Origin of the sequence: Kiloniella litopenaei (assembly GCF_000982415.1) — a bacterium.
Taxonomy (GTDB): Bacteria; Pseudomonadota; Alphaproteobacteria; order Kiloniellales; family Kiloniellaceae; genus Kiloniella; species Kiloniella litopenaei.
This window is the reverse complement of record NZ_LANI01000028.1, coordinates 52,388-75,604: the sequence shown is the minus strand read 5'-3', so window position 1 is coordinate 75,604 and position 23,217 is coordinate 52,388. Positions and strand designations below refer to the sequence as shown.

The window sequence follows — 23,217 nt, the reverse complement described above, 5'->3', positions numbered from 1 at the left end:
TGCTTGACAATTAACACCGCTGCTTTTTTATTGTTTTGAGATAACTTTTGTTTGCCAGTTTCGTACTTTGAAGTGGTGATTGCTGAAAGTATTATTTGATTTATTGTTATGTGTGTTAAAATGAGAGTTGTTATTTACAAAGAATGCTATATATAGCAATAAATGTATGTGAAATTATTATAAGTTAAGCTTGCGAGTAGAAATGAGTGCCAACATAAAAGATGATACGGCTGTTGGTGCCGTGAAAAAAAATCAGGGGCCTTTGGTTTCTGATGATTTTTTCTATTCTACTTTTGAAACTTCTTTTGATGATAAAGTCGATATCGTCTCGCTTCACCTAGATGATCTTTTGCCAGATGAATCCGGTGCTGTCGTTTTGTTCGCAGGTGAATGTAATGAGATTCTTCTTGAGGCCGGAGAGTTGTTGGTATCGAGTGGCGTTGCAAGTTCTCATGTAACTGCTTCTGGTGTCGATGTTACAGGCCTTAACGTATATAGCTTTGCAAGTGGCCTTACGCTCTATAGTGAAGGCGAAATTACAATCCAAACTGGTATGTAATATTATTCTTAACTAGGTTTATACGGGTTAGCAAAAATACTGACCGGCGTTAGCTGCAATGGTCATATACTATGCTGATTTGGGCGCTGCCACTCTTGGGGCGCTGGCAATCCAAATTACAAGATATTGCTTCTTATGATTAAACAAGCTGGCACGGACCATTCTTGCCTGTGCAGTTATGACTTTACCTGGGATCATCCTAATTATTCTGGCATCGATATGGTTGATCTGAAGAGATAAGAGGTCGTTTAAGCTGTCTTTGAGCAATCCCTTTGTTCTTATTTGAAATAGTTTGTTGAGGGTTGTTCCTTCCAGAGCGTGTTTGTTTTCACCCAGCCAGCTGTAAAAGGCATTGTTACTGGATATTATGGTCATATCCTGAGCAATCAGTGCTGCAGGGCTGGGGCTGGCATTAATAATCGATATGAGGGTGTCTTTGTGTGTATCTACTTCGGCCGATGCCAGATTTCGTTCGGCAGAAATCATGCAGAAGACTCTTAGAAAGGATGAAAAATTTGGTCCCTCGTAAATGGTTTCCAGTTTACCAATAAACTTGCCCACTTTTAGTTCGTGGTCCTTTGCGACAGCTTCGAGGGCGCGCCAAAAAACGGGCTCTAATCTGATTGAATAGCGCTTTTTATTGTATTGCACGATCCTCGCTTTTGGGGCTTGGTCTGCAAAGTTTACGGGAAGGATTGGTTTTGGCATGTTCCCTTTGTTTACATAAAACCAGAGTCTTTGTCCGCAATAACAGGGACGATAAATGTAATATCGTCAGCTATTATAGTTTATTATCTACATAAACTGGCGAAAAAAGATTACGGGAGCATGATGTCATCATTATGCCCAACAATTCCACCGAGATCGGTTAATTTGCTTCTCAGAGAATAGCGCTGAGACAGTTTTCTCTGTGCCGCTTTTGGTAGGTCAGTCATCATGAGTACGCGTTTATCAATCAGTGTGGTAATCAAGTCTTCCAACACACGGATCATTTCAAGGTCAGATGCTGCGAGTTCTTGATGAATTTCGCCTTCTTTTCCGTCTTGCTGTTGTCCCATTTGTGTAAGAAAGGTAACAAGTTCAGGGTTATTAGCTTCTAAAAACTCATTTGCTGTACTTGTTTCTTCCTGATGAATACCAGTAATTTTTCCATCGTTTGACCGTGATACGTAGGGCATAAATTCTCCAGCGGGCGAGTGATGATCACGACCCTCATTTAATTTCTAAATTGATAGCTTCCTTATACATAAGGCTTGTGCCCTAAAGGTAGCTATAAATGGTTAATGACAGGTAAGTAATTGTCTTGTTGTTAGAAAATACTTTGCCTAACAATAATATAACAGCTTTTGATAAGGTAAAGGCGACTTGTTTTGGTTTTGGCCTTGTTAGGGACATATTTATATCAATAGTTATCAGGGTACTATCTATGCAAACACAGAGGTGTGTTATGTTTGGGTGTTGTATCAATTGTAAAGGGGAGCATGATGATGAAGTTTTTAAATAAGGTCGTTTGTGCCTTGAGTCTCGTGATGATTGGTTTTTCTTTGTCTGCCAATGCAAGGCCGTTAACGGGGGTTCAGGACATTAAATTAAATATTTCTCCCTTAGGGCACTATAGTAAGCAGTGCGGCCTGAGTAGAGAGGCATTTGAGCGCGCATTACTCGGTGGCATCCCCGAAGGTGATATTCGGCTAAGCAATTCTTCGTCGTATTGGCTCCACACGCGGGTAACTACGGTAATTTTTGATACAACCAACTGTGTTAGTAATGTCGAAGTAACCCTATATGCAAATACGCGTTATTTTAATCCGGCAACGCAGCAAGAGCTTTCGGGTCGCGTAGAAGTATGGCGTGCCGGTGGGTTATATAGCTCAGTAAGTGAAAGTCATCAGGTGCAAGTAAATAACGCCTTGAGAAAGGTTGGCCGTAAACTTCACGAAGCATGGAAAAAGGATCAGTACTAGGTTTTGTCCTGATAATTTTTCACAATTATCCATAGTTTAAATTTTGCTTAATAAGCTGATCTATAAAATGGTGATGTTGTTTTTATAAAAATGACTTTGTTCTCATGTATTTATGAGAAGATATTTATAGAATGATATTTGAAAGGTAGTACATGGAAGATAAGCCATATGATATTCCCAAGTTTTATCACGACGATGATTTTATGGACTCTGGTGATGCTCGGCCATTAAGAATTCTTTCAGAGTATTTTGGTCCGCAAAATCGATTTGAAAAGCTTAATGTCGAAGACACTATTGTTTTCTTTGGGTCTGCCCGAATTAAATCAGAAGAAGACGCTGTTGCAGCTATGGCCGAAGCTAAGCGCACGGGAAAAGGCGTGCGAAAAGCCGAGCAGATGATGAAGGTTTCTCGATATTACGAAGAGACAAGGGACTTGGCGCGACGTTTTACCGAGTGGTCTAAGACCTTAACAAACGATGAGCGTCGTTTCGTCGTGTGTACAGGGGGCGGCCCGGGTATTATGGAGGCTGCTAACAGAGGGGCGTCAGAAGGCAAGGGTATTAATGTTGGATTGAATATTTCATTGCCTTTTGAGCAAAGCGAAAATCCCTATATTACTCGGGAATTAGCTTTGGAATTTCATTACTTCTTTATGCGTAAATTTTGGTTTATTTATCTGGCCAAAGCTGTCCTTGTGATGCCCGGGGGGTTTGGAACACTTGATGAGTTTTGCGAGTTGCTCACTCTTATTCAGACGCAGAAAATCAAGAAAAAGATGCCAATTGTTCTTTTTGGATCAGATTATTGGAACAAGGTGGTGAATTTCGAAGCCCTTTGCGAGTTTGGGACAATCAGTGAGGAAGACCTCGATCTTTATTTGGTTACGGATTCTAAAGATGAGGCATTTGAGTATGTTACCAAAGGGTTATTGGAGCATGCCTTGGAAACACCAGGGCCTATGCTTTAATTTCGATGTATAGTCTAGTCTTAAAGTTTACAGAGGTCCCCTTCGTAAGAGGGGGACTTTTTTGTGCTGTATAATAAGATTCTCTCGGGTTGATTTTACTATTTCTGGTGCCCTCTCAATCAATGACAATCTTATCATAGGTAGTGTCTATGAAAATCATTTGTAATATCGATTTGATGTATGTTGTTTGTCGGTCCACTATAATAATAACGCTTTGATTTTGATGTGAATGCTGCATTTAATTCAATCATAAGTGCGCTAATGTTAGAAAAATGCTGCATATTGACGTAGTTGTGTTGTTATTTGGTTGTTAATGCCACATTGTTTGGTTATAAAATTATTTCTGTAATATGACACTTTTGTGAAATTAACCTTGTCTACAGGAGGAGCTTGAAGATACAAATGCTAATTCCGGAATAAACTACCACGGTTCGATGTGGTTCTAGATTATTCTCTGTTGGTATTCTGTAACCAAAAAATCATTAAATGAGGTAAGTATAAGCGTGTCTGGTTTTGACCTTTTGTTAAAAATAGCTGGTGGTGTTGCTCTTTTATTGTGGGCGACAAGAATGGTACGCACAGGGGTGTTGCGTGCCTATGGCAGTCAGCTTCGCCGTTTCTTGGGATCGGCAACCAAAAACACGCTCTCCTCATTTGGTATGGGTATAGGTATGGCCGGTATCCTGCAAAGCTCAACAGCAACAGCTTTGCTTGCAGTTGCTTTCGCCGGGAAGGGCTTGATTGCTATTGGTCCTGCGCTGGCTGTGATGTTAGGAGCAGATGTTGGTTCTACGCTAGTTGTTCAGATACTTTCATTGGATATCTCCTGGCTATCCCCTGTATTAATCCTGTTAGGTTTTGTTTGTTTTACGACCAGACCGACAATGACGCTTCGACATTTGGGGCGCGTATTTATTGGTCTTGGTTTAATGTTGCTTTCTCTAAAGCTGGTCGTTGCTGCTTCCGAACCTATGCGTGATAGCGTGGTACTACAAAATATTTTATCTGCTTTATCAGAAGCACCTTTATTTGCCGTTATCTTGGCTGCTTTAATTACCTGGATTACTCATTCGTCGGTGGCAATGGTCTTGTTAATCATGTCATTGAGTGTTGCCGGGGTTGTGTCGGCGGATCTCGCGCTGGTTCTCGTTTTGGGGACAAATGTCGGTGCCGGGATTGTGCCTATGGCCTTGACGATGTCTGAAACACCAACAGCACGACGCATTCCGATGGGGAATATGCTTTTCCGATTTGCGGGCGTCCTTATTTTATTGCCCATGATGGAAATTGTTACGCCGTATGTTGCCGAATTAAGCGGTGCGGATGTTGGTCGCCAGGTCGCAAACTTCCATACTATATTTAATATCGGCCTTGCGATTGTTTTCTTGCCTTTTGTCGGGGTGATGTCTCGTTTGATGGAGCGTGCATTGCCAGAAGGAATGGGCACAGAAGATGACCTAAAACCAAAATATTTGGATGAAAGTGTTATCAATACGCCAACCGTGGCTGTTGCGTGTGCGACGCGCGAGGTTCTTCGTTTGGCAGATATTGTCGAAGAGATGTTACGCAAAAGCATTAGTGTTTTTGAAACAAATGATCCGACATTGCTTCAAGAAGTCAGTAAAGCAGACGATCAAGTCGATGAACTCCACGAAGCGATTAAATTATATCTTACTCAGGTCAGTGTAAGTGAGTTGGATGAAGATACAAGCGCCAGATGTGTCGAGCTGATTTCGTTCACGACCAACCTTGAACACATCGGGGATATTATCGACAAAAACTTGCTTGAAATTGCAAATACCAAGATCAAGAAAAGAATTGAATTTTCTGAACAAGGGTGGACCGAGTTGGTCGAATTGCACCGTATGGCCCTAGATCAAATGCAATTGGCCATGACGGTATTTGTATCTGGTGATGTTGATATCGCGAGGCAGCTTATTGCGGGCAAAGAAAAGTTCAGAAATATGGAACAACGTGGTGGGGACAAGCATCTTGACCGATTACGGGAAGGCCGCATTGAATCAATTGAATCTTCGGCTCTGCATATCGACATGATTAGAGATTTAAAACGTATAAATTCACATCTGACATCAGTTGCGTACCCAATTCTGGATGCAAGTGGTGAATTACGTGAAAGTCGTCTTCGCGTGCGACCTCATTCCGAGGGACGCCCGGCAAAGGCGAATACCTAATCCGGCATAGCCGGTGAACTGAGGGAGCTATTGGCAGGAATTCCTTGGTTTGAAAGAGCCTTAGTTCCTCTTTGGGGAATTAAGTTTGGACGGATGTTCAAGTAAAAGTTTTTGGGTAACAAAGGCTTAGCAAAAGTGTAACAAAGTGCCGCTATAGACGGCACGGTACATAAAACCGAATAGGGATGTTGAAGGGAAGAGCCCTTTGACGATCACATTGAGGAGCAAGAAAGTAATGAAAAAAGCATTTTCAAAAAAACTGCTGGGTGGCGTAGCCACTACTTTGGCCGCTATTGGCTTTCTGACTGGGAGTGTATCTGCTGAAGATTTGACTGTTTATACTGCAGTAGAAGCGGAAGATCTGAAACGTTATGCAGCTGCGTTTAACGAAGTGCACCCTGACATTACGATTAACTGGGTACGCGATTCTACTGGTGTTGTTACTGCTAAGCTTTTAGCTGAAAAAGATAATCCACAAGCTGATGCTGTTTGGGGACTCGCAGGTTCCAGCCTTCTTTTGATGAAAAAAGAAGATATGTTTGAAACTTATGCGCCTGCAGGTGTTGAGAAGCTGGATAGTCGTTTCCGCGATAACTCGGACAATCCTGTTTGGGCTGGTATGGACGCATGGGTTGCTGCTGTTTGCGTAAACACATATGAAGCAGAAGCCAACAATCTGCCAATGCCTACATCCTGGGCTGATCTGACGAAGCCTGAGTACAAAGGCCATATTGCGATGCCAAACCCAGGATCATCCGGTACTGGTTTCCTGGATGTTGCCAGCTGGCTTCAGATGTTCGGTGAGGAAGATGGTTGGGCGTTTATGGACGATCTTCATGAAAACATCAGCCACTATACACACTCTGGTTCCAAGCCTTGTAAACAGGCTGCAGCTGGTGAAGTGCCGATCGGTATCTCTTTTGCTTTCCGGGCCGCAAAATCCAAAAGCCAAGGTGCACCATTGGAAATTGTGATGCCATCCGAAGGTGTTGGTTGGGAAATGGAAGCCGCGGCTATTGTTAAAGGCACCAAGAAACTGGATGCTGCTAAAAAGCTGATGGACTTCATCGTATCCAAACCAGCTATGGAGCACTACAATCAGGGGTATGCTGTTGTTGCGATGCCAGGCGTTTCCAAGCCAATTGAAAACTATCCTGAGAACATCACTGACAGCATGATTGCGATGGACTTCGAGTGGTCCGCAAATAATCGCGATGCGATCCTTGCAGAGTGGACGAACCGTTATGATTCAAAATCTGAGCCGAAGAACTAATCAGATTGAGATCATAAACTAAGATGATGATCCCGCTCTTTGGTTTGCCAAGGGGCGGGATATCAAAAGTCAAATACGTGTTTTGAGTTTGTAATATTTTGTTGGAAACTCGCACAATGATTTACAGTTAATAAAAATCATCAGTGATAATAAAATATTACGATAATTGTGACGTTTTTTGGTGCGACAGGTCCAACATATCAACCTGAACGTTATCCAATGAGATGCAACGGAATTATCGATACTGATGCAATTAAGCTGTTGCAAAAGAGCACAGGGTAAACTGTGCCGTTTTGCCGCTTGAGAGGAATGGCAATGAGCGCAAATACTGCTGATATCCAGGTCGAGACAGGGAATGGGCAAAAGCCCTATTTAACAACATCTAATTTAACAAAACAATTCGGTAACTTTACGGCGTTATCCGATATTTCATTGGAAATCTTCGAAGGTGAATTCGTTTGTTTTCTGGGCCCATCTGGATGTGGGAAAACAACGCTGTTACGGGCCATTGCTGGCTTGGATATTCAAACCTTTGGAACTGTAACGCAGGCAGGGAATGATGTGTCATCTTTACCGCCTAGCGAACGGGACTTTGGTATTGTATTTCAATCCTATGCATTATTTCCAAACCTGACGATCCGCAAAAATATTGCATATGGTCTGGAAAACAGGAAACAAGCAAAAGCCGATATTGATAATCGAGTTAATGAACTTCTTGATCTTGTTGGTCTCAAATCACAAGCAGATAAATATCCGGCACAGCTATCTGGTGGGCAGCAGCAACGTATTGCGCTAGCCAGAGCCATTGCGACCAATCCAGGTTTGCTTTTACTTGATGAGCCTTTGTCTGCTCTGGATGCCAAGGTCCGCGCGCATCTTCGTCACGAGATCAAAGAATTGCAACGTACACTTGGTGTGACAACAATTATGGTGACGCACGATCAGGAAGAAGCCCTGACAATGGCGGATCGTATTGTTGTAATGAACGACGGCGTTATTGAGCAGGTGGGAACACCGCTTGAAATCTATCGCCATCCTGCGTCTGCCTTTGTTGCTGATTTCATCGGTACCATGAATTTTGTTCCAGGTCAGGTAAAGGGAAGTGATGTTCTTCAAATGGGTTCTGTTGAACTTAAATGTGACCCAGAGAACATTACAGAGCGCGGCGATATAACAGTCGCATTCCGGCCCGAGAATCTTCTGGTTCAAGAGGGAGATGATAAGCTACCGAATGCATTTGAAGCTGAAGTGAAATACATGGAGTTTATGGGGTCTTTCTTCCGCGTTGATCTGTTGAGTAAACAGGCAAACAGTGAAGCCCATATCAAAGGTGATTTCTCTATTAATATGGTTCGGCGTACCGGGGTAAAAGAAGGTGATACAATTACTGTTTCTATCCCTAAAGATCGCTTAACGGTATTTCCCGGAGTAAATTGATATGGCGGAGATAACAAGTTCTACGCCATTGAAAATGGTTAAACCAAAGGCAAGCCGTGATGATTGGACCATGCGCGCCTTTATGGTGATGATCGGGGCCTATCTGTTAATCGCATTGGCCTTTCCGCTCTATACGATGCTTTCTAAGTCTTTTGAAAATAAAGACGGCGTTTTCATCGGTCTTGAGAACTATATAAAGTACTTCTCGACGCCAGCGCTTTTCAATTCAATTGAAAACTCAGTGACGATTTCAATCATCACTATGGTAATTACGGTTACGCTGGCTTTCATCTATGCCTACGCCCTGACCCGTTCCTGTATGAAGTTCAAAGGGTTTTTCAAGATCATGGCGATGATTCCCATTCTGGTACCCTCTTTATTACCGGGGATCGGGCTCATCTACATGTTTGGTAAACAGGGCTATATGAAGTGGCTTTTGTTTGGAGAGTCAATCTATGGGCCTTTGGGCATTGTGATTGCCGAGGTCTTTTTTACCTTTCCACATGCACTGTTGATTATAATGACTGCTTTATCTATTTCAGATGCGCGTCTTTATGAAGCGGCAACAGTTTTGCGCGCACCAAAATGGAAGATTTTTTGGACTGTTACTCTTCCCAGTGCCCGGTATGGTTTGATATCTGCGGCCTTTGTTGTCTTTACTTTGGTTATTACTGACTTTGGTGTGCCCAAGGTGATTGGTGGCCAGTACAATGTTCTTGCTGTTGATATTTATAAACAGGTTATTGGACAGCAAAATTTTTCCATGGGGGCAGTGGTTTCCGTGGTTCTTTTGATACCGGCCGTCTTTGCCTTTTTTATTGATCGACAGGTGCAGAAAAAACAGGTTGCCCAGTTGTCAGCACGTGCGGTTCCCTATGAACCCAAGCCGAACAAAAAGTTTGATAGACTTATGATGAGCTATTCCGGCTTGATTGTACTGATCATTGTCACAATTCTAGCGACTTGCCAATTTGCTGCTTTGGTGAAGTTCTGGCCCTACAACCTTACTCTTGGATTACAGCACTATAACTTTGATCTGATGGATGGTGGTGGATGGGATTCCTATTATAATTCCATCAAGATGGCTCTTTGGACAGCAGCGGTAGGTACCATTGTTGTATTCACCGGGGCATACATGGTGGAAAAGGGGCGCGGCTTCCAACAGGGACGGACAATGTTCCAGTTCCTCGCGATGATGCCAATGGCAGTACCGGGGATGGTTTTGGGTTTGTCCTATATTTTCTTCTTTAACAATCCGGATAACCCGTTCAACTTTATCTATGGCACCATGGCAATTCTTGTCGTTTCCACAGTGACGCACTTTTATACAGTGGCGCATTTGACGGCGATGACAGCTTTGAAGCAGATGGATAAAGAATTTGAATCAGTGTCTCAATCTCTTCAGCAGCCTTTTTATAAAATGTTTCTGAAGGTGACGGTACCAGTCTGTTCGCCCGCTATTTTGGAAATTGCGATCTATCTTTTTGTGAACGCTATGACAACAGTATCGGCGGTGGTATTTATCTACTCCTATCACACACAGCTAGCATCTGTTGCTGTTCTTAATATGGACGATGCGGGTGATATTGCCCCGGCTGCAGCTATGGGAATGATGATTTTCTATACCAATGCAGGTGCGCGTATTCTGCATGCTGTTGTATCTAAGTATATGGAAAAGAAAACGCAAGCCTGGCGACAGCGCTAACGCTTGCTGGTGATTGATAATCAGTATTTAATACGAAAGGGACAGATTGTATCTGTCCCTTTTTGTATGTCTTATCTCATTCACATAAAGGAAATTTGTAATGACACTTTCGGCCGTTCAACTTGCTGAAAAACAGCTTGATGCGTACAACAATCACGACCTTGACCTTTTCTGTTCCTGTTTTAGTGATGATGTAGAAGTTGAACTGTTAGTCGAAGGTGACCAGCTGATGCAGGGAATGACTGCTTTTCGAGAAGCTTATGCGGATCGGTTTTCGCACCCGGATTTACATGCAAAATTACTCAACCGTATAGCAGTGGGACGTGTTGTTATTGATGAAGAAGAGGTCACAGGTCTTGGGGATGATGTCCTTCATGTAATGGCAATTTACGAAATGGAGCATGGGGTTATAAAGAAAGTTCGTTTTGAAAGAGCTTCCAGTAAATAAGTTTGACGATAGATGTACATCTCATGGTTTTAAGTCAAATGTGATTTAATCGTTCTTGTGTTATGCGGTAACCCTATATTAAAAGAAAGGTGATAAGTTACAGGTTGGAATAGTTTAATCTACGATCATGGGGGTTCGGATATAAACTATGCATATTTTATTGGGTGTAGTAGCTGTTCTGGGCGGAATTGCCTTTTTTATCTGGCGTGTTCGCTCGACTGCGGAAGCAGCAAGGGACGTTGTTGAAGCTGTTGATGATATCAGGGCAGCGGCTCGGCGTTATAGCCATAGCCGTAAAACCAAAGCAAACCCGCTGGAAAATGTTGAAGATAACAGAGTGGCCGCGGCGACTATCTTGGCTGCGTTTGCTCGTATGGATGGGGACTATACAAGAGAACAATTGGTTGCGATCAAAGATGAATGTAAGCGGGTGTTCAACACATCCGAAGAAGAGGCGGTCGAAATTACAGGGCAAAGTCGTTGGTTGATGGAACAAACTGCCAATGTTGATGAAGCTATAAGACGATTGAGCCGTGTTTTAAGACGGGCTTTGGACGTTGAAGAAAAAAAACAGCTTCTTACTATGGTTACCTACATTTCTACGATTGAAGGGGGACAAATGAGTGAAGCGCAAGAACACGGGCTCAGTCAATTAAGTCGCCAGTTAGCATAAGGCCACAGGGCTTATCATTTATGGCTAAGGATGCAACTTGCCCTTGCGGATCAGGGGTTTTCTATGATGCTTGCTGCGGCAGTTTTCATTCTGGTTTGGCTTTTCCGCAAACCGCAGAACAATTAATGCGATCTCGTTATACTGCTTATGTCAAACAAGATGTGAATTATCTGAAAACGACTTTGTGGCCACAGTATCAAAAATCTTTTAACGAAATTGCTACGTTACTCAGGGCGCAAGATAGTCGATGGCTTGGCCTCGAGATTATTGAGACCCATAAAGGTCAATCAACCGATAAAGAGGGGTCTGTTGAATTTGTTGCGCGGTCAGTTGTGAACGGCGTTGCTGATGAACAACGGGAAAAAAGCCTGTTTCGAAAAAAGGGGCGGCGGTGGTATTACGTTAAGGCCTTATTTAATTAGTCGGCTGGTTTATGGTGTACCCAAATTCTGGCCGTGCACGTTTGCGGGAATGCTCGTTTTTTTGAGGTAATAATGCAGGGCACCTAGAGACCAAATGCTAAAGCATAGGTCACTAAAACCATTCCAGTGATAATGATGATCGCAAAGAAGAATCCGCGTCTCCATTGTGGTTCTGCATGACGGAGTTCCAGAAAATCAAACAAAAGTAGCCGGCATTTGAAGAGTGTTGCTAACATGAGTATGGCGACAGAAATAAGACCGATAGGTGCCGTTATCTCTTGTTCTTGAAAGGCATCGCCGCTGAACATGCTGATTATTGTTAATCCAAACATCAGTGCCCAGGTAACTAAAAAACGAAATACCGGGGACATTTTTTTATAAGCTATTTTGGTCATGGATTACCTCACCAGATAGAGAATTGGGTATAGGATCAGCCAAATCAGATCTACCATATGCCAAAAGGCACAGGCTGTTTGAATATTTTCGTACCGGTTATAGAAGCTGACTAATCCAAGAAGGAATAAGCCAAATATTACATGGGCGGCGTGAAAGCCTGTCATAAGATAAAACAGGGTATAGAAGCTATTGGTTTCTATTGAAATTCCCACCGCTGCCTTTTCACTGTATTCGTATATTTTCAATATCAGAAAAAGAAGTCCCAGGGCGGCAGTAATTGATAGGCAAAGGCGAGGTAAAAAGGTTTTTTGGCTCTTACTTGTCTCGGTGGCGAGAGCTGCGAATAGGCCGCTGGTGATAAGAATAAGGGTATTGAGGCCGCCGATAAGACGATTCAGTTGGGCCTGAGAATTGATAAAGATGTCCGGGGTTTCTAAAAATTTTATACAGTACCCGCCAAGCAAAAGGCCAAAGACCATAAGCTCACTGATGATCAGTATCCACATCATTGGGTTCCCAGGAAGTGAATCCAAAGGTCCCCAAGCACTGTGGCTTTTTAGTGCTGGGCCATTAGTTTGATCGGAATTATCTGAAGCAAGTTTCTTTTTACTATTCGTTTTTTCCGCAGCCGCAATTTCCTCTAAATATGCCTCATAGAAGTCGCTATCTTTATCTGGCGCACGCATGGGGTTGCCCGGGTTCTCGTTTCATAGGATGTTTTGATCCTTTCGCGATGAACCAGAATTGGCAATAAGACATAATGCCTCAAGTAGAGGCTGGATTTAGAAGAATATTAGAACTGAAAAGATGATGGCGGGTGCAGAGACAAGTCTCTACCGCTCTGAAATTTGATGAGTCATAAAAAAAATCAGTGTGGTGAACAACGATTATCCTTTGCGAATTTTTTTATGGTTACGAATAACTTCTTCAATAACAAAGTTGATAAACTTCTCTGAAAAATCAGGGTCTAGCTTGGCTGACTTTGCCAGCTCGCGCAGGCGTTCAATTTGTTTCTGTTCTCTGGAAGGGTCAGCAGGGGGCAAGTCGTACTCTTTTTTGAACAGACCAACCTTTTCTGTAATTTTAAAGCGTTCGGATAACATATAAATTAAAGCAGCATCAATATTGTCGATACTATCCCGATATTCACCAAGCTTTGCTTTAATATCATCTGTCATGCGTGCTGTACCTTCAATCTGGCGATAACAATTCAAGAATGTCTTTGCTAACTATTGTGATCTAATCAATGCAAAGAACAATCAAAGTATTTAATAAGCAATCTTATAGATGTGCAGGCACGACGAGTAAATTAGAATACGCAGACAGCATAGATTTTCTTGGGTGAATTATTCGAAGGTTTTAGCTCGGCGTTGCCTTTAACTGGGGTTTATTATTGTTTAATAAGCCTTAGATGGTCGTCAATAATTTTTTGTAAGGTGCCATCATCTTTCATTTCCCGAATAGCCCTGTTCATGCCGTCTACGCGATCGGCACACTTCGCATCCTTGTTAATCATCACATGCATTGAGTTTGATAATACTGGCATCGCCAGCGGCACAATGGTTTCTTCCAAGTCTAAAGCATAGGTATGTTGTAAACCTTCGATGTAGCCAAGTATGCCGTAATCGGCTCGATTGTTCTGGAGCATCACAACCATACTGTCACTTTTTGGGACCTCTATGAAATCCAAATAATTCTTTGCAAAGGTATCAAAATCGTCACCAAGTGATCCGCCGAGTAATCTCATTCCAGAGCGTCCAATTAAGTCTTGTGGAGTAGAAAATGAAAACTGGTTTTCTTTTTTAACAAATACTCTTAATTCGTCAGTACCCAGCGGTTCAGAATAGAGATATTTTTCGGCGCGCTCACTGTTCCAATATGCCCCCAGAACCATATCCACATTCCCTTGTTCCAGATCATAGAGAATACGTTTCCACGGCTTGTCGTGATCAATGGTAAGTTTAAGGCCGATCCTTTTCAGTGCTTCCCGGGTGCCATCAACAACGATACCTGTTAGCTCTCCGGTATCTTTTCGATAGACAAAAGGATACCAATTGTTAATGCCATTGCCGCTGAACGAGGTGCAACTATCTGACGCGTTTGCCTGAGAGGAAGTGGTGAAATTAACGATAGAGAAACCGACAAGAGCTAGAAATATAACGCATATTCTGATGAGCATCGCTTGGCCTCTCTATGTGTGAATAGGAAAAGGTTGTGCCAACTATACCATAAAGAGGCTCCGGGATTGGTTAATATAATTTTACCATCAAATATTTTAGGTTAGATTAGTGGCTGTCGAGCTCTGAATTTGATCAAAAAAGGCGCGTATTACGGGAGAGTCCTTTTGATCTTTAAGACAGGCAACATATTCAAGGCCCTCTAGTTGAACATCCCTGACCGTTAAACCGTGCAGACGGGTATCATTGCCGAATTCACTTTCAAAAACCACGCCGATCCCAAGGCCCGAAGCAACGGCTTCTCTGACGGCTTCCCGACTTCCTATTTCAAGAACATCGGTCAATTTTACACCCGCACTTTCAAGAGCTGTCTCAAAGATTTTACGGGTTACAGATCCTTTTTCTCGCAAAATAATACGATGATGGGGAAGCTCGGTAATACTGATACTGCGTCTCGCAGACCAGGGATGGTTGCGATCAACAAATACAATTAAGGGTTCTCGTTTTAATGGGGCGGCATGCAAGCGTCTATCTTCGTGAATATTTGGCATCACGACGACATCGGATTTTCGCTCGAACAGCCCTTGCAAGACCTGTTGTGAGTTTCCGAAGCTCATTGAGAAGTTAATCCCGGGATACAATCGGCTGAACGTCGCAAGTAGCGGCACAACATGATAGGGGGCATCTGCTGCAACACGAAGCTGACCAGACATGAGCCCGCGGGCAGAAAGCAGAACCTGTTCTGCCTCGAGTTCGACGGCAAACTGTCTAAGTGTCACTGCGTGAAGGCGGCGACCAATTTCGGTTATTTCAATACCACGACCCCGGCGTTCAAACAGCTTTACGCCGTAAATTTCCTCAAGCGCTGCGACCTGACCGGAAAGGGTAGGTTGGGTGACGTTAAGCACATCGGCAGCTTTGGTGAAGCTTCCTTCGCTGGCAACAGCATGAAATGCGCGGATTTGAGCATGATTCATAGGTAAAACCAATTTGTAATATAAAAAGTATCGATTTGATTTATGATAGAGATTCGATGCATATAGAGCAAGACGTTCAAAACACTTAAAGTAAAACATATCGAACTAAGTGGATGAACAGCAGAAATTAATCGGGTGATTGGATATTAAACCATCGCTTTTGTTCTCGGATCAAATGAGGAGATCCCAAATGTCTGATAAGACATCTGCAGTTGCTGCTTCCCCGTCTGGTGATCCCTGGCTTTTAACACCAGGTCCCTTGACTACTTCTGTTGCTACCAAGGAAGCAATGCTTCATGATTTCGGTTCCCGCGATAAGAAGTTTATCGAAATCAACCGACGCGTTCGCAGTAGTCTCTTGAGCATAATTAATGGACAGGACGATTTTGTCTGTGTTCCTTTACAGGGCAGCGGGACTTTCTCGGTAGAAGCTATGTTGGGGACGCTTGTCCCTCAGGACGGGAAGCTGCTTATTCTTGTTAATGGTGCTTATGGCCATCGTATGGCAAAGATCTGTAGTTACTATGGGCGTGCGCATGATGTTATGGAATATCCTGAAGATCAGCCTGTAAGTATCTCCGATCTGGATGCTCGTCTGAATGAAGATAAAGCAGTAACGCATGTCGCTGTTATCCATTGCGAGACAACATCGGGTGTTCTTAATCCGATTGCGGGTGTTGCAGAAGTTGTTGAAAAACACGGGCGCTCTCTTTTGATTGATTCAATGTCTGCTTTTGGTGCACTTCCCGTTGATGCGTCCAAGATCAGATATGATGCGGTTGCTGCGTCTTCAAACAAGTGTCTGGAAGGTGTTCCCGGAATGGGATTTGTGCTCATTCGCCGGACTGCTTTGGAAAAGTCCAAAGGGAATGCCCCTTCACTGGTCCTGGATCTCTATGATCAATGGGTGCAGATGGAAAAAACCGATCAATGGCGTTTTACGCCGCCAACACATTGTATTGTTGCTTTTGAACAGGCGATCCGTGAATACGAAGCCGAAGGCGGAGTTGACGGACGCGGTGGTCGTTATGCGTCCAATTGCAAAATTCTTGTTGATGGGATGCGTGCATTGGGCTTTGAAACTCTTTTGCCCGACCATCTTCAGGCACCGATTATCGTGACCTTCCATAAGCCGACAGATCCAAAATTTGACTTCCAGAATTTTTACGATCGTCTTGCTGAACGCGGGTATTTAATCTATCCGGGCAAATTGACTGTTGCGGACTCGTTCCGTGTTGGTTGTATTGGTCGCATGGGCAATGATGACATTCGCGATGCATTGGTTGTTATCAAGGAAACATTAAGTGAAATGGGCGTGGAAAACTGCGCACCGGCTGCTGCCTGATTTGATATTCGTTCCCTGATTGGGCATTTGTTATAGTGGGAGATACCCTATGAGTACTGGTAAACTCGTTCAGGCCAATGGCCGTTTATATAAAAGATCTGATCGCCCTGTAGTGGTGGTCTGCGTTGATGGCAGCGAACCGGATTATATGGAAGTTGCGATGAAGGCCGGGCGTATGCCATGGCTGAAAAGCCTGCTTGATAGCGGTGTAAATACAAATCGTATCGCAGAATCTGTTGTTCCATCTTTCACCAACCCGAATAACCTTTCTATCGTAAGTGGCTGTCCGCCGCGCTATCACGGTATTTGTGGTAACTACTTTTACAATCAGGAAACTGGTGAAGAAGAATTGATGAATGCACCAAGTTATTATCGTGCAAAGACAATCTTCTCTTCTTATCAGGATGCTGGTGCCAAGGTTGCGGTTGTAACGGCAAAAGACAAGCTTCGCTTGCTTCTTGGGCATGGCCTGGATTACAGCAAAGGCAATGCGATTTGTTTCTCTGCGGAAAAGTCTGACCTAGCCAATATGGCAGATAATGGCATTGAGAACGTTAATGATTTTGTTGGAATGCCTGTTCCTTCTGTATACAGCGCTGATCTGTCAGAGTTTGTTTTTGCCGCTGGCGTCAAGTTGTTGGAGACTGTGCGTCCAGAGATTATGTATCTTTCTACGACTGATTTTATTCAGCACAAATACGCCCCTGAAGAAGAAGGTGCCTTGGCGTTCTATGAAATGATGGATAAATACTGGGCACAGCTTGATGAGTTGGGCGCTGTTCTGACTCTCACAGCTGACCACGGTATGAACCCGAAACATGATGCAGACGGCAAGCCGAATGTTCTGTACCTTCAGGATCTGTTTGACGGATGGTATGGCAAGGGGGAAGCCCGTGTAATTCTGCCTATTACTGATCCATATGTTGTGCACCATGGTGCACTTGGTTCCTTTGCGACGGCGTATTTGCCAAAAGGGCAGAGCGTCGACGAAGCCATCAAGCGTCTGTCTGATGTTGACGGTGTCGAACTGGCCATATCTGGTCCTGCTGGTTGCGCTATGCTGGAGCTACCGGAAGATCGCATGGGTGACATTATCATTATTTCCGAACGTCATCTGGCTTTGGGGACTTCTGAAGAACGTCACGATCTCTCTGCACTGGATCGTCCATTGCGGACACACGGTGGTATCACCGAACAAAAAGTACCGTTTATCAGTAACCGCCCAATGCCGGGTATTCCTTCAGATATGCGTCTTCGTAATTTTGACGCGTTCTATTGCTCTGTAAACTACGCTGAGTAATTGGCCTTAAATAAGGATATTAAAATGTCTGTAAAGATTGTTGGTTACGAACCAATGCGTATCGCTGGTAAGAAAGTCGATACCGAAGGCCGTATTGATGTGCATTATCCCTACACAAACGAAGTGATCGGATCTGTTCCTCGCGGTACAGCAGCACATGCAAAGGAAGCTTTTGAAATTGCGGCAAATTACGAATCAAAACTGACACGCTATGAACGTCAGCAAATTCTTTTCCGCGTTGCAGAGATCCTCAACGAACGTAAAGAAGAAATTTCTGACATCATCACGGCTGAATCAGGTCTTTGTAAGAAGGATTCACTTTACGAAGTTGGCCGGGCCTATGACGTTTACACACTTGCTGGTCAGATGTGTATTCTGGATGATGGCGAGATCTTCTCTTGTGATATCACTCCTCAGGGAAAATCCCGTAAGATCTTCACTGAGCGTGAGCCATTGAAAGCAATTTCTGCGATCACACCGTTCAATCATCCTTTGAATATGATCTCGCACAAGATTGCGCCGGCAATTGCCACAAACAACTGTATTGTTTGCAAGCCGACAGAGAAAACACCGCTTACGGCATTGATTTTGGCCGATATTATCTATGAAGCAGGCCTTCCCAAGGAAATGCTGACGATTATTACAGGCCTTCCTGAAGATCTCGGTGACGAGTTTATCCGAAACGAGAATATTGAGCTTGTGACCTTCACCGGTGGTGTGCCTGTTGGAAAGTACATTGCTGAAAATGCAGGCTATCGTCGGACTGTTCTCGAACTTGGTGGTAATGCGCCACTTATCGTGATGGAAGATGCCGATCTTGATAAGGCTGCTGAACTAGCAGTTTCAGGTGCAACAAAGAACTCTGGACAGCGCTGTACAGCCGTTAAGCGTATTCTGGTTGTCGAAGAAATCGCGGATGAGTTTTCCAAGCTTGTTCTTGAAAAAGCACAGAAGATCAAATACGGCGATCCGATGGATCCTGAAACGGATCTGGGGTGCGTTATTGATGCTGAATCCGCGTCAATGTTTGAGCGACGTGTTAATGATGCGGTCGAAGTCGGGGCAAAGCTTCTGTATGGTAATAACCGTGAGGGGGCACTTTATCCGCCAACGGTTGTTGACCATGTTCCATTCGATTGTGAACTGGTCCGGGAAGAGACCTTTGGCCCCGCCATTCCGATTATCCGCGTGAAAGACATTGATGATGCGATCCGTGTGTCAAACTCTACGGCTTTCGGTCTTTCATCTGGCGTTTGCACCGACAACTTCAAATACATTCAGCGGTTCATTAAAGAACTGCGTACCGGAACGGTGAACGTATGGGAAGTTCCTGGATACCGTATTGAAATGTCACCTTTCGGGGGCATCAAAGATTCCGGCCTTGGATATAAAGAGGGCGTTATCGAGGCCATGAAGAGCTATACAAACGTAAAGACTTACTCATTGCCTTGGCTCTGAGGAATGTAATGACACTCTGCTGAGTATCTGTGCCTCGTGGTGTTTCTGGTTGGTTTTAGCCACGCCCGTATGTTTTTTAGTATATAACCGTGCTAAAAATTGGGAATCTTATCGGGATTAGGCAATTACTTACAAGGGGGAGCATAAGCTTCCCCTTCTTTTTTTTAGGGTGAAAACGTCGGTGAGGGTAATTATTTACCGGATGGTAAACTCCTAATCTGTTTCAGCAAATTTAACTTATACGTTGCCATAATACTATAAATTGAGGTATTAGAGGAATTGGAAGGCGGCTTGACATTTTAGGTGTTTGTGTCAGGTTAGCTAAACTTGGGCTGTGGCATTTGCTACAGCCCTTTTTTCTTTGATTCTATTGTAATGTCGTCAAGCGATTGCTGAAATACTATTAAATTTCCTTTTGCAAATCGTGCTTTAACAAAAAGTAATCGAAAGTTAATATCCTGCTTCTAAAATTAACACCCCCCTCTCTCTTCGTGGGTTGCTGTGATTCATTTTATGATACGCTTTATATTTGCTACGTTGATAATCAGTTTTTCTTCAGGTGCTTTTGCTGAAGGGGAAAAAGATGATTGCCCTCAAAAGCTGGCTAGTATCAGCGAGAGTGTTTTGTCTGATACTGGTGAGAGGCTAATTAACAAAATCTATAAAGCATTGGGGTGTGATATTGTGGTAGAGGCCCTGCCTGGTCGACGAGCTCTTGCTGCTTTTAATAATGCTTCTGTCGACGGAGAGCTTTATCGTTTGAAAATAGTTGAAGATAAATATCAACAACCATTTGTACGGTCAGATACACCAATTTTTACGATAACGAACTCTCTTTGGGGGCATCCAAATCCAAGTATGGTCTCGAAGTTACCGATAGGGTATGTACGAGGTATTTTTTGGCAAGAAAAATACATGGATGGGCGTCGAGGACGAATATTTAATAGTGTTGAAGAGGTATTTAAGGCCTTTGGCAATGGAGAAATAGGCTCGTTCTTATCGACTGATTTTTCTGTTTCCTTTTACAAAGAAAAACACGGATTTAAAGTGAATCCCAATCGATTAGAGAAAATTAATTCTGCAGCGCTTTATCATTATCTTAGGGGGCAATTTGCCCCCTTCATGAAACGTTTTTCTGTTTACATATCTACTCATTCAATATTTTCAGAGGTGGAAATCCCTGTCGATGGGAGCTTCGTGAATTAGATCCTGTTTTCCGAGGACAAAGGCAAGGCGATTAGAACGGTGTTTTCCCGTCTAAAATATCCCTAAACTGGTTTGTGTCTATGTTTCCGCCTGTAAGAATTACCCCCACTTTTTGATTCGTCAGTTGATTACTTTCTTTCAACACTGCGGCAAGTGCGGCTGCTCCTGCTCCTTCTGTTGTATTATGGGTATCGCTAAAATAAATTCTGGTTGCTTCGGCAATTTCATCATCACTGACCTCTACAATGCTTTCTGCACCTTTTGAATAGATGCTATAGGCATCGGGTACTGGTGAACGAACAGCCATTCCGTCAGCGAAGGAATATGCAACTTCCGTATTTATAATTTGACGGCTTTCAAAGGATTTTTTTGCAGCTGGAAATTGGTCAGAAACAACACCAATTATTTTTGTTTTCAAATTCAGAGCATTTCTCGCGGTTATAGTTCCGCAAATACCGGACCCACAACCGATGGGAACATAAATACGATCCAAATCCGGGTGTGCCGTCATCAGCTCTAATCCATAAGTGGCAACGCCGAGCATGATCTGTTCGTGGAAAGGGGGGACGACAAAAAGATTTTTCTCTTTTGCCAATCGGTTAACTTCCAGAAGAGATTCATTAAAATCTTGCCCGTGCTCTATTAGTTCTGCGCCGAAGGCCCGCATGGCGTTATTTTTTTCCTGGGAATTACCATGGGGAACCACAATGACGGGCTTGATCCCGGCCATAGTCGCGGCAAAAGCTTGCGACTGTCCATGGTTACCGCGTGTTGCCGTAATAATGCCCTGAATATCAGGGTGATTGGCACGTAGCCAGCTCATAAATGTCAGTCCACCACGTACTTTAAAAGCACCAATGGGCGTATGATTTTCATGTTTGACCACGACTGTGCAGCCTGCTTTGGTATTTATCTGAGGCCAGCTATATTGCGGGGTTGCAGACATATGCTGATAGATATATTGCGCAGCACTTTCAAGCTGGTGTTTGGTAAACATAGTCGGATCTTTCTTAATATTGGTTCAGCAGTCCAGTTTCTGTAGTCGATGATGAGAAGCTGATTGTCTGTCATTACGGTTTTTATAAGAGTAGCAACTTGATTGTATGGTTCAATATTAATATTGTGTGGCATACAATAAAGTGCGTAACATGTGGAAACCTGATTTAAACCCCGCGATAAGAACCAAATATCTGGCAATTGTTGATGCTATTTCTAGGGCCATTCAACAAGGAGAACTGTTGGCCGGGGATCGCTTGCCGACACATCGTGATCTGGCTTGGGAACTACAACTAAATGTCAGTACGGTTAGTCAGGCCTACAAGGAAGCTACAAGACGACACTTGATTGGTGGAGAAGTGGGGCGAGGGACCTATGTATTGGCAACAAGTCGAGAAGCAGAGCTTTTTGCCTTAAAAGACACGATTTCAAGCAATACTATTGATTTGTCGACGAATATTCCTGCTGTTCATCCCAATGACCTAAATACACAAAATTTACTTCTTGAGGCTGTTAACGCAGGTGTTGGAACTCAGGCACTTTCCTATCATTCACCAGATTTGTTAACCCGGACCAGATTTGCCGCGAGTAAGTGGTTGTCCTGGCGTGGTTGTGAAGTGCAACCGCGAGATATTGTTCCTTGTGCCGGTGGGCAACAGGCACTTTTGGCTTCTTTACTTGCTTTAGGAGAGCCGGGAGGAAAGGTGCTTGTTGAAAAATATACCTTTCCGGGTATGAAGGCTGTAGCTCGTCAACTGCGGCTAAAGTTGATGGGGATTGATTGTGACGAACAGGGCATAGTGCCCTCTGCATTACAGGGGGCTCTGACAGCAAGTGGCGGAAAAATCCTTGTGCTTAATCCCAACTTGAATAATCCGACAGGATTTACGTCTTCCCGACAGCGTCGTTTGGATATTATCGAGATTATTAAACGGCACGATATTATTGTTATAGAAGATGATGTTTATGGCCCTTTGAGTGGCTATGAGCCGTTATCTGTTCATTTGCCAGATCATTCTATCTTGATCTCCAGTCTTTCCAAGTCAGTAGCACCCGGGCTTCGCTATGGTTTTGTTAGTGGATGCCCAAGACTTCTTGGACCAATTAATGCCGAGGTTCATGCAACGAATTGGGCGATGAGCCCGTTTATGACTGAATTGGCGAATTCTTGGATCTTGAATGGACGTGCCTTTGCCAGGGCTGACTGGCAAAGGCACGAAATTGAGACCCGGTGGAACCTCGCAAAATCGCGATTAAAAAAGAGAGGGGCGGTGAATTGGGAGAAATCACCGTGCCCTCATCTTTGGCTCAAGGTCTCTGGGGCGGTTGATGACGCTGTTGACAAGCTTCGTATGTCAGGAATTGATGTGGTTCCTGGGACATTATTTACGACGGTGCCCCAGCCAGTTGATTTTATTAGAATTTGCATTACGGCACCCAAAACCAGATCACAGCTTAGTGAAGCAATCGATAAGCTAATTAAGTGTAATGTTCTCGTTTACTGATGAGGCAAGATAATACTCAACCTTTGTTAGTTTGGGGTAACGTAGGGCGATCCTTAGCTTGAACGCACCAAAATCCAATATCTTTTTTGATGTGTGCTGGCAGATAATGCATATCTTTGAAACTCATTACTTTTTTCTTGTTCTCTGATTTCCATAATTTTTTTAATATGTTAATGGAATGGTGTAAGATATTTCTATCTTTCGTCAATGGGGGTA

General features: G+C 43.5%; 23 protein-coding genes. 15 read left to right on the top strand and 8 right to left on the bottom strand.

Going from position 1 to position 23,217, the window contains the following annotated elements; genetic code table 11:
* Window positions 1-202: 202 nt before the first annotated feature.
* On the top strand, window positions 203-559 hold the full coding sequence (locus WH95_RS17285; protein WP_046509593.1) for a hypothetical protein: 357 nt from the start codon (window positions 203-205) through the stop codon (window positions 557-559).
* 69 nt (window positions 560-628) lie between these two features.
* Here the strand turns inward: WH95_RS17285 and WH95_RS17280 are convergent, their stop codons facing one another.
* Entirely contained in the window at window positions 629-1,267 is a 639-nt protein-coding gene (locus tag WH95_RS17280; protein WP_046509592.1) for a ribbon-helix-helix domain-containing protein, read from the bottom strand.
* 110 nt (window positions 1,268-1,377) lie between these two features.
* Window positions 1,378-1,737, bottom strand: a complete 360-nt coding sequence (locus WH95_RS17275) for a hypothetical protein (RefSeq protein ID WP_046509591.1) — start codon at window positions 1,735-1,737, stop codon at window positions 1,378-1,380.
* Window positions 1,738-2,040: 303 nt separating this feature from the next.
* Here WH95_RS17275 and WH95_RS17270 point away from each other — a divergent pair, with 303 nt between their 5' ends.
* The 9 genes from WH95_RS17270 (at window position 2,041) to WH95_RS17230 (ending at window position 11,641) form a co-directional block, all read left to right on the top strand.
* Window positions 2,041-2,523: a hypothetical protein gene (locus WH95_RS17270; protein WP_162199397.1), complete on the top strand. Its 483-nt coding sequence runs from the start codon at window positions 2,041-2,043 to the stop codon at window positions 2,521-2,523.
* Between the two features lie 152 nt (window positions 2,524-2,675).
* Window positions 2,676-3,491, top strand: a complete 816-nt coding sequence (locus WH95_RS17265) for an LOG family protein (protein ID WP_046509589.1) — start codon at window positions 2,676-2,678, stop codon at window positions 3,489-3,491.
* A 503-nt stretch (window positions 3,492-3,994) separates the two neighbouring features.
* Complete coding sequence (locus WH95_RS17260) at window positions 3,995-5,683, top strand: Na/Pi cotransporter family protein (protein WP_046509588.1); 1,689 nt, start codon at window positions 3,995-3,997, stop codon at window positions 5,681-5,683.
* 235 nt (window positions 5,684-5,918) lie between these two features.
* Window positions 5,919-6,956, top strand: coding sequence for a putative 2-aminoethylphosphonate ABC transporter substrate-binding protein (locus WH95_RS17255; RefSeq protein ID WP_046509587.1), 1,038 nt, complete (start codon window positions 5,919-5,921; stop codon window positions 6,954-6,956).
* A 315-nt stretch (window positions 6,957-7,271) separates the two neighbouring features.
* Window positions 7,272-8,393, top strand: coding sequence for a putative 2-aminoethylphosphonate ABC transporter ATP-binding protein (locus WH95_RS17250; protein ID WP_046509603.1), 1,122 nt, complete (start codon window positions 7,272-7,274; stop codon window positions 8,391-8,393).
* Window position 8,394: 1 nt separating this feature from the next.
* Entirely contained in the window at window positions 8,395-10,098 is a 1,704-nt protein-coding gene (locus WH95_RS17245) for a putative 2-aminoethylphosphonate ABC transporter permease subunit (protein WP_046509586.1), read from the top strand.
* A gap of 100 nt (window positions 10,099-10,198) precedes the next feature.
* Complete coding sequence (locus WH95_RS17240) at window positions 10,199-10,546, top strand: nuclear transport factor 2 family protein (RefSeq protein ID WP_046509585.1); 348 nt, start codon at window positions 10,199-10,201, stop codon at window positions 10,544-10,546.
* Window positions 10,547-10,694: 148 nt separating this feature from the next.
* Window positions 10,695-11,219 carry a tellurite resistance TerB family protein gene (locus WH95_RS17235; protein ID WP_046509584.1) on the top strand — a complete coding sequence of 175 codons (525 nt, stop codon included), beginning with the start codon at window positions 10,695-10,697 and terminating at the stop codon, window positions 11,217-11,219.
* Window positions 11,220-11,239: 20 nt separating this feature from the next.
* Window positions 11,240-11,641, top strand: coding sequence for a YchJ family protein (locus tag WH95_RS17230; protein WP_046509583.1), 402 nt, complete (start codon window positions 11,240-11,242; stop codon window positions 11,639-11,641).
* Window positions 11,642-11,724: 83 nt separating this feature from the next.
* On the opposite strand, the gene WH95_RS17225 is transcribed toward WH95_RS17230, so the two are convergent.
* The 5 genes from WH95_RS17225 to WH95_RS17205 form a co-directional block, all read right to left on the bottom strand.
* On the bottom strand, window positions 11,725-12,036 hold the full coding sequence (locus tag WH95_RS17225; protein WP_046509582.1) for a cytochrome C oxidase subunit IV family protein: 312 nt from the start codon (window positions 12,034-12,036) through the stop codon (window positions 11,725-11,727).
* 3 nt (window positions 12,037-12,039) lie between these two features.
* The gene (locus WH95_RS17220; protein WP_082114216.1) at window positions 12,040-12,723 is read right to left on the bottom strand and encodes a cytochrome c oxidase subunit 3 family protein; all 684 of its coding nucleotides are present in this window, start codon (window positions 12,721-12,723) and stop codon (window positions 12,040-12,042) included.
* 201 nt (window positions 12,724-12,924) lie between these two features.
* Window positions 12,925-13,215 (bottom strand): chorismate mutase, encoded by a 291-nt coding sequence (locus WH95_RS17215; protein WP_046509581.1) that lies wholly within the window; start codon window positions 13,213-13,215, stop codon window positions 12,925-12,927.
* 212 nt (window positions 13,216-13,427) lie between these two features.
* Complete coding sequence (locus WH95_RS17210; protein ID WP_046509580.1) at window positions 13,428-14,216, bottom strand: substrate-binding periplasmic protein; 789 nt, start codon at window positions 14,214-14,216, stop codon at window positions 13,428-13,430.
* A gap of 96 nt (window positions 14,217-14,312) precedes the next feature.
* A complete protein-coding gene (locus WH95_RS17205; RefSeq protein WP_046509579.1) occupies window positions 14,313-15,191 on the bottom strand; it encodes a LysR substrate-binding domain-containing protein in 879 nt (292 codons plus the stop codon).
* A gap of 190 nt (window positions 15,192-15,381) precedes the next feature.
* On the opposite strand from WH95_RS17205, the gene WH95_RS17200 reads away from it, so the two are divergent.
* The 4 genes from WH95_RS17200 to WH95_RS17185 all read left to right on the top strand — a co-directional run bounded on the left by WH95_RS17200 (window position 15,382) and on the right by WH95_RS17185 (window position 20,500).
* Window positions 15,382-16,536 carry a 2-aminoethylphosphonate--pyruvate transaminase gene (locus WH95_RS17200; RefSeq protein WP_046509578.1) on the top strand — a complete coding sequence of 385 codons (1,155 nt, stop codon included), beginning with the start codon at window positions 15,382-15,384 and terminating at the stop codon, window positions 16,534-16,536.
* Between the two features lie 49 nt (window positions 16,537-16,585).
* A complete protein-coding gene (gene phnA, locus WH95_RS17195) occupies window positions 16,586-17,836 on the top strand; it encodes a phosphonoacetate hydrolase (protein WP_046509577.1) in 1,251 nt (416 codons plus the stop codon).
* Between the two features lie 24 nt (window positions 17,837-17,860).
* Window positions 17,861-19,294 (top strand): phosphonoacetaldehyde dehydrogenase, encoded by a 1,434-nt coding sequence (gene phnY / locus WH95_RS17190; RefSeq protein ID WP_046509576.1) that lies wholly within the window; start codon window positions 17,861-17,863, stop codon window positions 19,292-19,294.
* A 513-nt stretch (window positions 19,295-19,807) separates the two neighbouring features.
* A complete protein-coding gene (locus WH95_RS17185) occupies window positions 19,808-20,500 on the top strand; it encodes a hypothetical protein (RefSeq protein WP_046509575.1) in 693 nt (230 codons plus the stop codon).
* A 31-nt stretch (window positions 20,501-20,531) separates the two neighbouring features.
* Here WH95_RS17185 and WH95_RS17180 read toward each other — a convergent pair whose 3' ends face one another.
* Window positions 20,532-21,497, bottom strand: a complete 966-nt coding sequence (locus WH95_RS17180) for a threonine dehydratase (RefSeq protein WP_046509574.1) — start codon at window positions 21,495-21,497, stop codon at window positions 20,532-20,534.
* A gap of 151 nt (window positions 21,498-21,648) precedes the next feature.
* On the opposite strand from WH95_RS17180, the gene WH95_RS17175 reads away from it, so the two are divergent.
* Window positions 21,649-23,001, top strand: coding sequence for an aminotransferase-like domain-containing protein (locus WH95_RS17175; RefSeq protein WP_046509572.1), 1,353 nt, complete (start codon window positions 21,649-21,651; stop codon window positions 22,999-23,001).
* The last annotated feature ends 216 nt before the right edge of the window (window positions 23,002-23,217 follow it).